The organism is Gammaproteobacteria bacterium (assembly GCA_021647245.1).
Lineage (GTDB): Bacteria > Pseudomonadota > Gammaproteobacteria > RBG-16-57-12 > RBG-16-57-12 > JAFLJP01.
Map to the genome: position 1 here is coordinate 1 of JAKIVC010000051.1, position 14,669 is coordinate 14,669.

Sequence of the window (14,669 nt, forward strand, 5' to 3'; positions counted from 1 at the left end):
GTAGCATTTTCTTCAGTACGGTCTCTTTTCGTTCTTTTGGATAACTCATTTATGCCTCGTTTTGCCCACGCTCGATGATTATTGAAGTTTATTCTAACGGATGGGCAACTATGCTGACAGAGGGGGCTAGTAGCTGATTGCAGGTTCATCCCCACGGTCGTGGGGAACACCAGCTCGAGACTATGAGTATCAACGCCGCGGCCGGTTCATCCCCACGGTCGTGGGGAACACCTGTACATTCAAAAATACGCGATGGATAAATCCGGTTCATCCCCACGGTCGTGGGGAACACATTTACTGATCGAGGATGAGTTTGGCGAGAGTCGGTTCATCCCCACGGTCGTGGGGAACACCAGTTTGAGCGGCAAGCGGCAAATCGGCCATACGGTTCATCCCCACGGTCGTGGGGAACACCAACCCCAGAAAATCCACTTAATATAGATACTCGGTTCATCCCCACGGTCGTGGGGAACACACCAGAAGCATTCAGAGAGCCGGTCTCCATATCGGTTCATCCCCACGGTCGTGGGGAACACGTCGCTGGAGTTGAAAACTGGCATTGCCCTAACGGTTCATCCCCACGGTCGTGGGGAACACGATGCTACTTTGTTCATAAACCCGGTGGCTTTCGGTTCATCCCCACGGTCGTGGGGAACACGCCGGTTTCAGTTGAGAGCAACCACGGTGTGACGGTTCATCCCCACGGTCGTGGGGAACACCAGGGATAGTACCACTACCTGTTTGTGAGCCACGGTTCATCCCCACGGTCGTGGGGAACACTGCAAGAACCACGATATTACTCCAGATCTGGACGGTTCATCCCCACGGTCGTGGGGAACACAGGCGGGCACTCCAGTTCTACCCGAAAATGAGCGGTTCATCCCCACGGTCGTGGGGAACACAAAATCCACAATGAAGGAACGGCACGAACGAACGGTTCATCCCCACGGTCGTGGGGAACACATCGCAACTGTTGGAGTCCCCTGAACACCCATCGGTTCATCCCCACGGTCGTGGGGAACACTTTAACCAAGTGCACTCAAACATTCGATTTCACGGTTCATCCCCACGGTCGTGGGGAACACATACGGTCTATTAGTCCTAGACGAATTGGGTGCGGTTCATCCCCACGGTCGTGGGGAACACAGCCGCGTTAGTAATGCAGCGGGCGGTATGGACGGTTCATCCCCACGGTCGTGGGGAACACTAAGCTACCGGACTCGCCTACCGGGGTGCGTACGGTTCATCCCCACGGTCGTGGGGAACACAGACCGAGGCGTTAGAAGCAGCGGAAGAAGTGCGGTTCATCCCCACGGTCGTGGGGAACACTTATTGTCTAATCCGACCAACGGCATCCACTTCGGTTCATCCCCACGGTCGTGGGGAACACGCTGAGACCACTATCATCTAGTTCAACACTGACGGTTCATCCCCACGGTCGTGGGGAACACTCCATCTCGTCCAAAAGCTGCTGTTGATCCGTCGGTTCATCCCCACGGTCGTGGGGAACACTTTAATGGACTATAAACGCTAACGCTCTTTAACGGTTCATCCCCACGGTCGTGGGGAACACTTGCCGGCGGCGATTGTTGCGCCGTTGATCCGCGGTTCATCCCCACGGTCGTGGGGAACACTGTCAAACGCTCTGGTATCTGCAATATCATCCCGGTTCATCCCCACGGTCGTGGGGAACACATTACGCTGATAGATTAACTGAGATCAAAAGTCGGTTCATCCCCACGGTCGTGGGGAACACAAAACTCGGCTGAAACAGATTATTTAAGGGATCGGTTCATCCCCACGGTCGTGGGGAACACCTGCTGCGCAGCTCTCGCACTCTATACCAATACGGTTCATCCCCACGGTCGTGGGGAACACTAATTCAAACATCAATTCAACACTATCGTATCCGGTTCATCCCCACGGTCGTGGGGAACACGGCCACTGAGTATCTGGGCCCGCCTGGTGGGCCGGTTCATCCCCACGGTCGTGGGGAACACTAGAGACCACGTATAGTTACTATTTGCGCTGGCGGTTCATCCCCACGGTCGTGGGGAACACACGGGCAAACTGATATGACTCATTTAATTCATCGGTTCATCCCCACGGTCGTGGGGAACACTAGAGACCACGTATAGTTACTATTTGCGCTGGCGGTTCATCCCCACGGTCGTGGGGAACACACGGGCAAACTGATATGAGTCATTTAATAAATCGGTTCATCCCCACGGTCGTGGGGAACACATTGACAATAAACTAAACAATTATATCAACTCCGGTTCATCCCCACGGTCGTGGGGAACACGGCATCAGCTGGCGCTCGGACAGCATGCACATCGGTTCATCCCCACGGTCGTGGGGAACACGAGATTAAAGTGTGATCAATTATGAGATAAACCGGTTCATCCCCACGGTCGTGGGGAACACCTTGCATCGGCTGCACCGCCAACGATGGTGGACGGTTCATCCCCACGGTCGTGGGGAACACTGTCAATGCTGGGTTTAAAATTAAACTATCAACGGTTCATCCCCACGGTCGTGGGGAACACGCATGCTGTCCGAGCGCCAGCTGATGCCTGGGCGGTTCATCCCCACGGTCGTGGGGAACACAGAGGCAATTTACAAAGCCAAAGGCGGCAAGGCGGTTCATCCCCACGGTCGTGGGGAACACGCATCGGCACTTGCATCGGCAACGATGGTGGACGGTTCATCCCCACGGTCGTGGGGAACACATCTAACCAGTGACGCAGGGATTTTACAAGAGCGGTTCATCCCCACGGTCGTGGGGAACACTGAAAAACCTGCACCCAACTAAATATGCAAGTCGGTTCATCCCCACGGTCGTGGGGAACACCCCGGCAAATAAAGTTGCACAACACCTGCGGCCGGTTCATCCCCACGGTCGTGGGGAACACATTTCGCGCTGCGGAGAATGTTTGATGGGGCGCGGTTCATCCCCACGGTCGTGGGGAACACGCGAGATTGCAGTTGGCGATACGGCGACACCGCGGTTCATCCCCACGGTCGTGGGGAACACGACATCGCCGGTTGGTTTGAGCGGCGGATATTCGGTTCATCCCCACGGTCGTGGGGAACACTTAACTGATCTAGCGCGCCGCCCAGCTCCTTGCGGTTCATCCCCACGGTCGTGGGGAACACCGCCGCATAAATACGATTGCTACCAATCGCTACGGTTCATCCCCACGGTCGTGGGGAACACGAGCCAAAAGCTATTTGCAGCTCGTTTATGCTCGGTTCATCCCCACGGTCGTGGGGAACACTCTAAATATACGCGGTTGTTTTTATTAGTAAAATTTACACTCTAAAATTCCACCAACAACTCTCATTTTTTAGAACTGAATGTAAGCAACATAAATAGCGCCTAAACCCCGTAATTTTGGCGTCATTTCAAATACCCAATTTGTTAAAGAACTACTCTTTTATTTCTTTTAACGGTAGGAAAGAGACTAATCGCAATCCATCATATTCCACAGGTATGCGTCTATTGTCACCATAAGTTTGAAAATCAAAACCTGATTCACTATTGGTTGCCCAAGCCATGACCACGTTACCCTCTTCTGCCAATTCAGTTATTTGCTGCCAAATCATCTCCCGTACCCGCCGTGATACATCACCCACATAAACACCAGCACGTACTTCCAGTAGCCAGATGGCTAGCCTGCCACGAAGCCTCGGTGGTACACTTTCTGTCACAACAGTTAGCATGCTCATAAAATAATATTACCTGTGAAACATTGCCAATATAGCGTTTATACATGTAGGAATACACTTTAGCTTGTGGTGATAGTGCGATGTTTGTTTCGCCATCTAAAGATGGCTCCTACCGTTATCTAACAGCCTTCAGTGGAGTATAATCTGGGTTAATTACGGGGGACATCAGGTAGTTAATTACTCCGGTGCCCGGCATCCCCCATTGATTCCGGCTCTGGAATGGCAGGTGGCTGAGCATCTTCCGGAGGTTTAGGTGGGCTAATTTCCCCAGCGGATAGCACCTCTTCAATCATCGGAATCAGCTTTTTCAGTACTTTGTCACTGCGAAAGATGTCTCTACAAGCTAGGCGTACTTCTCGATCTGGCTGGGGTGGGTTGGCGGCCGCAACTTTAAAAGCGATGGGAACCACGGTTTCAAATTTGATGATGTCTGCCATATCGTAAACAAAGGAGAGTGGTTTTCCGGTGTGTAGAAAACCCACCGCTGGTGCATAACCTGCTGCCAGAATAGCGGCTTCGGTGATGCCATACAGACAGGAGGTAGCAGCACTAATGCAGCGGTTGGCAATGTCGCCCTTATCCCAATCCTTTACGTCATACCGGCGACCATGCCACTCAATACGGTAACGCTTAGCGAGGAGTTGGTAGAGTTTTCTAACCCGTGCGCCCTCTATCCCCCTAAGCTGGTCAACACTTCTTCTGGAGGGTGCCTCTTCGCCAAAGCGCAACTCAAACATTTTGCGTACAACTTTAAGCCTAAGCTCATCATCCAGCGCTAATTTTGCTTGATAGAGCAAGCGGTCTGACCTTGCACCACCAGGCTGGCCTGAAGCGTATAGCCGCACCCCGGCCTCACCAACCCAGATCAATAGTGTGCCGACGGTGGCGGCCAATTTTACCGCTGAGTGAGAGACCCTAGTACCTGGTTCCAGCATAATACAAGCAACCGAACCCACCGGAATATGGGTACGCACACCGGCTTTGTCCAGTAGTACAAAAGCACCATCTAGCACATCAACCTGCCCTCGATCCAGAAAAATCATCGAGAGGCGGTCTTTCATGGGTAGGGGTTTTAGTGGTGGTAACATTGCGATCCTTGCTCTCCATTGTCTGTTTTTACAGCACGAGGCCTAATCCGGATAGCAGATAAGGGTTCGTTTTTTTATTGGGCTTAAGCTTACGGTGCTGGTGTGCAATCGCTCGAATTATCGTCTCACTCAACCCCGCTTGTCTTGCAAAAGTAGCCACTCGGCTAGTGCTTGTTTTGCCTCATCAATTAATCTGTTCGCCTTGGTTTTAGAGAGTGATATTGCAGCACCTAACTGTTGCAAGTCAGCGAGTGTGAAATGATCTCGTTTGCCATTTAAGCTCATCTGATGCTGCGTGGTCCATACACCTCCTGGATTATGCGCATAGGTCACATCATAAGCAGGAGAGAGCCTCCACTACCCTGTTTCATCCATTAAAAAACGATATTTTTCGTGTGATCATCTTGATTGCGTGCCAAGACATTAAATACAGTACGCCGGAGCTGCTGTATCGCATCGGCTTTACTTAGGCGCATTTGGCGCATCACCATGAAGGCTTGCTCATAGCTGTAAGCACCTGCTTGATTAAAGTCAAAATGTGCCAAACCACAGAGTGATTGCATATGGAGCCGTCGCCCATCTATTCGGTCAAAACGCTGGGTCATAAAGTGAGCGCGGTTATGCTCTTCCAATCGTTGGCACTGCGTCATGTTAATGCCTGCGGCTATTGCCATCAGGTAATAGGCATATTCAATTTTTCCATAACCTTTGGGTTCCCCCAGCTCGGTGTTGGTTACGCCATCAAACTTCAGTAGCCAATAGTCAAAACCGGGGGGAACATGACCTTAGAAAAATTAACATAAAAGCCCTATATAAGGCCATAAAACAATGCATTTTATTGGTTTAGCTGTCACAATCTACGCACCATCATTAGGCCGCAGCCAAATGCTTTGGCAGGGCCAATACCGCTCAATAGGCTCGCGGTGAATCGCTCAACATCCGTTACTCGCAATACCCCTAACAAGTCCATGGTGCTATAACGAATGGGCTTACTGCTCCCTCGTTTGGTTATCTGATGCTGGTCATAGCTCTCAACTGTGACTTCCTGTTCGGCAATTTCAAAGCCATATTTATCACTGCGAGATAGTAACCATTTTCTTCCAGATGTCTGGATTAATTCTGGCATTGCAGGGCGCTTATCATGTGCTAGCTGTGAGAAATTTATGGTATGTTTTTCATCCATCACCACATCGTGACGTTGACGTTTTCCGGTACCATCCTTGCGGGTTACAATGGGATTTACTCTCAGGGTGAATGCCAACATCTGCCCTTCAGATATAGCCGGTTTATACAGCTTGCTCTCAACCAGCCAACCTTCACCTGCAATCGGCTGACGCTGTGAAACCACGTAGAAGAGGCGCTGCAACGGCTTTTTATCTGCTCGAAACAGAAAATCCCGTTCTGCATTCGGATCATCTGGAAACAGTTTCCATAATGCCTGATGCTCTCGATAGCTATTGAGTGAGATGTTGCGCATCAGTCGACTTGCCTGATAGTCGCTAGCATCTAAGGTGACTCGACTAAAATAACTCATTCTTCACCCCCGTCCGTACCATTAAATGGTGCTCTTTGCGGTTGATAAACTGCCAGCGTTTACGGCTTACCACGTGATCACGACGTTCATGTATCAGATAAGTCCCATCATTGCCGGCAAAGCCTGCCTGTTTTCGTGATAATCCTTCCCATAAATAGGCCGTGCATTGATCAGCCGAAGTTGCAGAAAGTTGTGAACAGTTGTACAGCTCGTTATCTACCATTACTTTGTCAAAGGCAGATTTTAGCTGCTCAGCCTCTACCACCTTCGGGTCCAAAGGGAGCGATAAAGGACAAGATTTACGCCCTAAATAGAGGGTGTAGCAGGGGGATTTCAGGGCTATTGCCAGTTCAACAAGCGTATATGGCGCTGTATTGCCGTACAAAGCTACGGTGTAGTGAGCATCTACCCGGTAATCTCGCTGTGATAAAATAGTGCTCATTGTGTCCTTGGGCACCGACATTTCATCTTTGCGGGTGTAGTAACGCCGACCTCGATCGGGTGGTGGTACCTGAACGGTGTGATAGTCACGCAACAATGCCCCTGGGGAGTCCACTCGTACCGCCATTTGGTAACCATTGGCAAGCCGTAATTGTTGACGCTCCTCTTCACGTTTAATGCCCAGTGCCGCCGCCAACAAGCCGATTACGGCTGATTTAGTGGGGTGGCCTTGTGAGAGCCGCTGCTCACCCACAGCAATTTCACCCCAGGAAGCCATGGGGCCATAGAGTTTCAGCATGAGAAATTCACTCATCCCCCCTACTCCACTGCAGTATCAATAACGTCTTGCAAGCTACCTTGAGCGGTGTTGGCATTCATCACCACAAAGCGATCAGAACAATCGCCGTAGACCTTATCCATTTTACTGCGTGTCTCTTCTAGCTGGAGAATAGACGCATCCAACATCGATGTGCTATCAACAGGCTTTAAAAATGCCACTGAAAGGGTACGCGGTTGCTGGCTACCCACCTCACAAAGGATATATGAAGCACGTGCGCGTGAAGCAAAGCTATTTTGCTTTCCGGTCGGTGCAACGGTGGCGGCGGCTTCAATCAACGCACTTAAGGTACGTTTTACCAGCACCTCGTCAGCCAGGGTCTCTTTGAGTAGTTGTTTATCAATACAGATATATTGGTAAAACAGCGCGGCACCAAATTCGGTCTCTCCCATGTGCGCTGCACCCATGTCATCTGCACCGTTGTTAAGATCATCTACCGCAGTGAAAAAATCATCTTCAACCGCCACTTTATGCACACTAATGGCGTGGGCAACTTGTGCTGCCGCCTCAGTATTAAAGGCGGGGCTAGATGCCAACATACGACCAAACAGTGCAATATCTGCCGCACTGTGCTGTTTGCGCAGTAGATCCAACTCACCTCCTTGGGGAGCTTCACCACGCTCTGCGGATGCCGCCACCAATGCATCAATTGCGGCCTCCTCTTCTGGGCTAAAGTGAGCAAGCTGCTCAATCTCTAACGGTTTGCGTTTTAATTTTTCTTTTTTATCTGCTGGGGTTTCAGGGTCTTTCAACTCTGCCGCCTCTTTTTTGCTCAGTGATTTTATTTTGCCAAACTTATCGGCAATGGCCTTTGCCCACTCAATTGCCTTACTCTCAGATACCCCTTTATCTACCAAGCTTTCAAATATCGTTACACCCATCATTTTGGTGCGGGTACCTATGTGATTTTTTAAAGCACTTTCGAAAACCTCAGAGGTTCGCCATGCGCGTTTTAAACTTTGCGATGAAACCCGCAACCTTGTGGCACCGCCCATCACGGCTGTTTTTGGCCGTCCCAAATCATCCCGATTTAGATTGGCGGGTGGGTATGAAGTTAAAAGGTGTAACTGTACAAAGCGTCCCATTGTTATATTCCTTGTTAATAGCTTAAGATTTAGATAGCTGTTTTTATCTGCTCCCGCATAACACACGGAAACTTTATATTTCACCGATTAACGGTATTTATGTAGATTTTTTAGCCGGTACTTTAGGGAAATAAGCATAAGCCCAGCGTTTTTTAATGCCATCACCCCAAAAGAAAACAGAGTGTGCTAAACCGTATAAATTAGCCCCTCCCTTCATCATGCGAATAATACGAATCATTGATTGATAAAGATCAGCCCGCTCATTTTGCAACAGGCGACGAAAACGCAACTCACTCACCAGAGGGCGGTCGGCACTGACCAAATAAGCCATCTGAACGGCAAGCTGATCCACTGCATTCCCCTTACCACCCAGCACACTGGATTCAGCATCATATTTAAGGTGCGCGATCAAACCAACAATCGCAGCCATGCGATCCTCCCACATCGATTCATCTTTCATTAATGGCCGCAATTTATTTTGGCAAAAACGCTGAAAGGTTGGTGTCATCACAACTTCATTCACACTCTGGCAACGCCGCAACTCTGCCCGCGCACCACCGTTATCTTTTAAACCAAACCAAAACTCTTTTAGTGTTTTGCCCAACTCACTACCGGGGGAAAATTCGACACTCACGCGGCCTGCTCCTTTTTCTGTTTAATTCCAAGATTATCCAATAATTTTTTACCATAAAGCAGGTTGCGTAATTTTCGATGAGCTTCAGCAATTCGGCGTGGGTTCTCTACCGAAATATCCCCTTGCGCAACCCAGTGTTCAAACAATTTCAAAGCGTGTTGGGTCAATTGGCCGTGCCATATTTGTACTACCGTCCTTTGAACATCACCTGTTTCTGCATTTTTCAATGCTTGCATCTGCTGTAAAAACCCCGCTTCACTCTGCTCAAAAAAGGCCTCTTTAAGAAAGCTAGTATCACCCCGCGCATCGGCAGGGCGACTAAACCAGGCATCCTTCACGCAACTCTGCACAAAGCCGGCAACTTGTGTGGCCAGGCTCACCATTTCGCCCATACGATTACAAAACTTGATTCGTTTTTCTTCATCTTCAATCAATACCAAAGGGTACTGTTTCTCATACCAACAGCGTGCTTTCATATTGTCCATATCGTAACCAAAGATCCAGAGACGGAGCTGCTCGTTCTTTAACTGCCGCCCCTCGTGCCCTTGATAGGCCCGCACCACTTTTGCCGCTTGGTAAGCATCATCACCCTGAGTTAATGCCAGCCAATAGCGGTAAGCCATGCCACCAGGTTGTGCATGCATTGGCAAATAACTTTGTGATTTTTTCTCCAGATAGTGGGGGCTCAGTACATGTCGCCAGGCACCGTCATAATTTACCCCGTAATTTTTTGTTACGTAGTGGGTAATTAACGCACTATCTTCTGCGTGACAGAGATCGCAACTCCCGTTCTCTGCCTGCTGCCAATCCAGACGAATACGGCGCGGCATGGCCCAGAACATCTGCAATGGATTGACATCTATTGGTGTAGTGGTTTTACCTGTTTTTGCTTCACTGGTACGAGTTTTTGACAGCCAGGGGAAAATGTTTTTTGATTCACTAAGAGCTGCATCACTCTCAAAGTTGCCCTGCGGCAATACATTAAGCCACAGGGTGCTCCATACGGTATCAGGCAACCCTTGCTCGACGGAGGTATCGGGAATAACCAATGTAGTTAACGGGCCACCTCCTCTTAATGAGGTGCGATGCCCCACACCACCGGCAGGTGCGTTGGTTTGCAACGCGAAGAGCGCTGTCGCGGCACAACATGTGCAGAGAGCATTGTAGGTACCCTCTTTAACAAAGTGATCTTTGAACTGTTTTGAGGTGCTTCCACCAGGAGCTTCAATCATCAACCCACTAATTGGCTTTTTATCCCCATCAATTGGTTCAAAATCCTGCATAAAACACGGCCCCTCTCCTGCCATCTCAAATGCCGCTTGATAACGGGAAAAAGCACTTTTTAACGATTCCGATGAGGGCGGTTTATCCAGCCATTGCGCCCACTGTTTGTCATTTTTTGGTGCTACGGTGGTTTGCAGCAAGCCAATCAGGAATTGAATCAACGCACCATTAAAATCATGGCGCGGCGATGTAAGTTGGACTATCGGATCATCCACCTCAGTCACTTGCCAAGGTGCAATGCTTTCAACTTTACCGCTCTGTCGCAACACCGGTATCCATGGATCAGTAATCAGATTCAAAATAACGCCTCCATTGTTTTGTCCTATTGGACGGGTATTCCTTTCGCATTTGGTATTCATTTTGATACCGCCATAAGTTGAAACTGCCAACAGACTAACCTTCTACCTCATGCTATGTCAATTTATATATCATGGTAAAATCCACATACACTTAATAAATGCATAATATTGTTAGTCCATTACATCAACTCACCCCTAGTGCTATTATCTCTCACGCTTCCCTAGCACACGCGGGGATGAACCGTGTATATGGATTTTACCGGAGTGTTCCCCACACCCGTGGGGATAAAAGCCGCAGGGGCTTTATAGCTCCTGCACCTCTTCTGCCTCCATTAACCCATTAATTTCATCGTAATAAAAAATCACCTGCTCACCTTTGGCATTGAGTGCCAGCCCTTTCCAGCGGTTCGAGCCCTGAAGTACCAGTGGCAACAAGAGACCCCACTTTCCTTTGGCTGGCATACTCTCTTTAAGTCGCTCGATTTGTGACTGCGGTATCTCTGGATGCTCTGCTTCAGTTTTTATCTTCTTCTCGATCATGCTGACTGCGCTACGCGCCCAGCGGAAATCCCCTTCATCCCGCCACGGAGTGAGTTTTCCATTTTTCCAGCGGGCGAGGTAGACGGTATGGCTAGGCTCCTCAATATCTCGGGTGGCGGTGCTATCCTCATCCCACCAGTTACTATCGCGAGTATAGCCATCTTGCCAATTCAGAGCATCTGCTCTGCTGACACTCTTAATCGCGGCGTGCTTACCTTCTTTATCATTGGCTGCAGCTTGCAGACCCTCGGGGGTTTCGGCTGCCAAATCACCATAAATAGATTCGATCATTGAGCGGGCATCTTGTGGCATGCACAGTTGTTTGTGTGCCTTTATCCACTTTTGAGTAAACCAGAGATGATCCGCCTGATAGATGGCATTACTACCGCTGTTCCACTGCTTTACCCAATCAGCTTTGGGCTCATCACACCATTCTGGAGCAAAGATATGCAGCAATGCATTGCTCCGCTGGTCTTGGCCTTTTTTCAGGCGGTTACCCGAAACATCACGAATGTGTCTTCTGAATCTTCCCGCTCGTTGGATAATTAAATCTGAGGGGCACAAATCGGTTATCAGCTGTGAGAAATCCAGATCCAGTGATTCTTGTACAACGGGTGAGGCAATTAACACCTGCCCCGAGCGATCCTCTGCTGTACTGTCTGGGCCAAAGCGATCCAGAACAAGATTCTCTATATCCAGTCGATCTTGCATGGCATAGCGCGCATGAAACAGCTTCAGCTTATTTTTGGGGATTTTCTCTTTTAATGCTTGGTAAGCTTTGCGGGCATCCTTGATGGTATTGCGTATCCAGCAGATGCACTCACCACGCGCTGATGATTGCTGAATAGTCTGGTAGATCTCTTCTTCATTGTGTACAAATTTCATCTTTACCGTTCGCTGCACACTGCTACGGGTAGCCAGCACTTTTTCATCAAATAGTGTCGAGCCAAGCTGGGTCAGTAGCGGGTAATCCTGCGCCGATATTTTTTGTAAAACCGGAGCGGTGCGACCCAACCCTTCGGAGAAGGAGTTTACAAACTCTTTACGCTGCGCTTTTGAGAGTGTTGCAGAGAGCAAGATTGCGCTTCCTCCTGTTGCCGCGTGGGCTTTTAGCATGTGGCAGATCAATACATTTTGCCGCGCATCCACATTGTGAATTTCATCCAGAATCAGACATTTCCCAAGAAGGCCAAGTAAACGAAGAGATTGGTGCCTCGATGGCAATACCGACAGCACCGCTTGATCCACCGTACCCACTCCGATATTCGCCAATAGCGCTTTTTTTCGGTTATCCGCCAGCCACGCACTACAGTGCGCACCGGCTGGCATGGTGCCATCACCGTAATCAACCGGACTTGTATCAGCGGTGGTGGCCACAATAGAATCACGAAAGAGATCTGACATCTCCCTAGCGCTATGGGCCAGCACACAGGAGGGGAAACTGCCTGCCACATAGAGCTTTTGGTACACCTTGCCCATGCGTCGATACATGCCGTTAGATGTAGCCATAGTAGGCAAGCCGAAATAGGCTCCTTGTACCAACTCTTTTTTCATTAAACGGTGCAACAAAATGATTGCTGCTTCTGTCTTCCCTGCTCCTGTCACATCTTCCAAAATAAACAACTGCGCACTGTTATCAATCTGACGTTCAGCTGCCTCTGCCTGTAGTGGTGTAGGCTCCACATCAAGTTCACTTCCAAAAAAATCCTGTAATGAAAACTGTGAACTTACCTCGGGGCTAGTCAGGCCACTGCGTTCAACAACAGCGGTTGCCCACGGCTGCGCACCATGCCAATAGTCCGTCAATTCCCTTGGAGTACCACTAAATTCAGCGGGTTCACGGCTTGAACCTAACCAGTCACACAACACAACAAAACCGGCTAACCACCAGGTAGCCTCTTTTGTTGTCTCTAAATCCAGCTTTGGGAAGGTAATATCATCGTGCAGAAACAGTGGTATTAATTCGGATACAAAGGACTTAATCGCCTCAGTATCTGCGGGGAAATTCAAATAGTCAGGGAGTATAATGGATTCATCTTTTGGCGGCTCCCCATGATGCCCTGTTGTGGCGCGCATCCAAGCATTAAGCAGCGCTAGATCGTCTGGGGTATAACGCATACGCGGTGATTTTTCGGTAACCATACCCCGCTCAACAAAAAACGGTAACAGATGTTGCAGCCAGAGGTGATAACCCAGTGTGTCGTGGCGAACTCCACCTGACGCGGTACTTTGCCGAGACTGAAGTTCTTGTAGAAGATCGGGTCTTATGCTTTGAAAGCTGTCGGTAAATTTACCCAAATCGTGCAGAGCTAAAGAGAGCTGTGCCCAGCGAACAAACTGTGCTTCTGGCATCCCCGAAAGATTTGCCAGTTGCCTGCGTAATTTAGGCAATTTTTTAAGCAAAATATTGCCGATGGCAGCAACATCAAGTGAGTGAAAAACTAATAGATGGTAGAGGTGCTGTTCACCCTCACCCCTTCCCGCCTTACCCCAATAGTTGAAATACTCTTCGTCACTCATAATATCCGCTTTACTTTTAATGTTTTCTTTTTTGTTTTATCCGTAATCCAGGCCTGAAAATCGGGGCAATTTTACCAACATCATGTAGGTAACCTGCGATGAATGTTGCTTTTGCAAGCTTCTCGTCACCAATAAACAGTTTAATAATTTGATAAGCCACGTAGCCAACAGCAAATTAAACTTACCCCGATTCCCGACAATCCACACCAGTGTGGTGGCGGCCAGTCCGTAGGCTAAATAGTTGCCATGATTGAGAAAGGCGTTGGCATCGTCAACGCTGTCATGCTGGCGCACGAAGTCTTTTTGTTTGGTGTGGTTGGCGGCGATTTTGTAGAGGCTTTTGGTGAGCCGTGCTTCAATTAAAAGTAAGTTGGTAACATCTGTGCAGTGTTCTATTTTGGATGAAAAGAGTGTTAACGCTCCTGCTATGTTTGCATCATCAGCATAGAACCCTTCATTTTTCAGGTCGCGGTCTTTGCTCCAGACGCTTCGCATATATTCAATGCGCAGCTGTTGAAATCGCTTGGCGACTTTTAGGCGTTTTTCTTCATCAAACCAGAATGACATCCAGCCTTGAACGTATTCTGTGGGGCGATATTCGCTTTGTGGCGACATCCATTCGATTTCATTGGCGGTGATCAAGGGTGTTCCACCACTGCCACTGAAACCTATCAATACACCGGCTGATGCCAACATGCGCACGGCGGCTTGTGTAATGGATGTGCCAATTCCGAGCAGAATAACGGTGGTGTTGGCAATGGGAATATTCCAGTACTGTTTCTCTGCCTTCTCTTCGGTGAGATAAACAACACGACCGCCCTTTTGCATCACGCGGCATTTTTCGAGGTAATAAATATTGGCGCGTTTGGAGTGTAGTATTGCTTTTAAATCACTCGGGGAGACCGCTTCCATACTAACCCATCCATCTTTAACTGATTTATTTTCAGGTTATCAGTAGACATGAATCTCTCTTGCTGCACAAGCTCGCTGTGGCATGGGGAAAGCGCCAATAAATCTTTGTCGGGTGGCGTTGATTACAGGGCAGTCTCTAGGAGGCTGTCGGGCTTAGGTGATCGTAGCGAGGGAAAGCCATTTTGAGTCCATTTTTTTGATCGTTTGAGGCGAATATTGAGCATATTCAACGAAAATGATCGGAGAAATGGGCCTGAATGGCT

At 49.1% G+C, this 14,669-nt stretch carries 9 protein-coding genes, 1 pseudogene and 1 CRISPR repeat array; all 10 genes and pseudogenes read right to left on the reverse strand.

The genetic code is table 11. From position 1 onward, the window contains the following. The first annotated feature begins 141 nt into the window (after positions 1-141). Positions 142-3,281: direct repeats of the CRISPR family, unit length 29 nt; unit sequence CGGTTCATCCCCACGGTCGTGGGGAACAC. A gap of 151 nt (positions 3,282-3,432) precedes the next feature. Next, positions 3,433-3,732: a type I-E CRISPR-associated endoribonuclease Cas2 gene (gene cas2 / locus L3J94_11690; protein ID MCF6219389.1), complete on the reverse strand. Its 300-nt coding sequence runs from the start codon at positions 3,730-3,732 to the stop codon at positions 3,433-3,435. 173 nt (positions 3,733-3,905) lie between these two features. Further along, positions 3,906-4,820: a type I-E CRISPR-associated endonuclease Cas1e gene (gene cas1e / locus L3J94_11695; protein ID MCF6219390.1), complete on the reverse strand. Its 915-nt coding sequence runs from the start codon at positions 4,818-4,820 to the stop codon at positions 3,906-3,908. A 28-nt stretch (positions 4,821-4,848) separates the two neighbouring features. Beyond that, a pseudogene (locus L3J94_11700) lies at positions 4,849-5,590 on the reverse strand (HipA domain-containing protein). Between the two features lie 80 nt (positions 5,591-5,670). Then, the gene (gene cas6e, locus L3J94_11705) at positions 5,671-6,354 is read right to left on the reverse strand and encodes a type I-E CRISPR-associated protein Cas6/Cse3/CasE (GenBank protein ID MCF6219391.1); all 684 of its coding nucleotides are present in this window, start codon (positions 6,352-6,354) and stop codon (positions 5,671-5,673) included. Further along, complete coding sequence (gene cas5e, locus L3J94_11710) at positions 6,341-7,108, reverse strand: type I-E CRISPR-associated protein Cas5/CasD (GenBank protein MCF6219392.1); 768 nt, start codon at positions 7,106-7,108, stop codon at positions 6,341-6,343. Before cas5e ends, cas6e begins: the two co-directional genes overlap by 14 nt. A 5-nt stretch (positions 7,109-7,113) precedes the next feature. Further along, complete coding sequence (cas7e, locus tag L3J94_11715; protein MCF6219393.1) at positions 7,114-8,217, reverse strand: type I-E CRISPR-associated protein Cas7/Cse4/CasC; 1,104 nt, start codon at positions 8,215-8,217, stop codon at positions 7,114-7,116. Between the two features lie 97 nt (positions 8,218-8,314). After that, complete coding sequence (casB, locus tag L3J94_11720; GenBank protein MCF6219394.1) at positions 8,315-8,851, reverse strand: type I-E CRISPR-associated protein Cse2/CasB; 537 nt, start codon at positions 8,849-8,851, stop codon at positions 8,315-8,317. Then, positions 8,848-10,434, reverse strand: coding sequence for a type I-E CRISPR-associated protein Cse1/CasA (casA, locus tag L3J94_11725; protein MCF6219395.1), 1,587 nt, complete (start codon positions 10,432-10,434; stop codon positions 8,848-8,850). The genes casB and casA overlap by 4 nt, the downstream gene beginning before the upstream one ends. Before the next feature lie 303 nt (positions 10,435-10,737). Beyond that, positions 10,738-13,494 (reverse strand): CRISPR-associated helicase Cas3', encoded by a 2,757-nt coding sequence (gene cas3, locus L3J94_11730; GenBank protein ID MCF6219396.1) that lies wholly within the window; start codon positions 13,492-13,494, stop codon positions 10,738-10,740. Positions 13,495-13,530: 36 nt separating this feature from the next. After that, positions 13,531-14,406: a type I-F CRISPR-associated endonuclease Cas1f gene (gene cas1f, locus L3J94_11735; protein MCF6219397.1), complete on the reverse strand. Its 876-nt coding sequence runs from the start codon at positions 14,404-14,406 to the stop codon at positions 13,531-13,533. Positions 14,407-14,669: the final 263 nt, after the last annotated feature.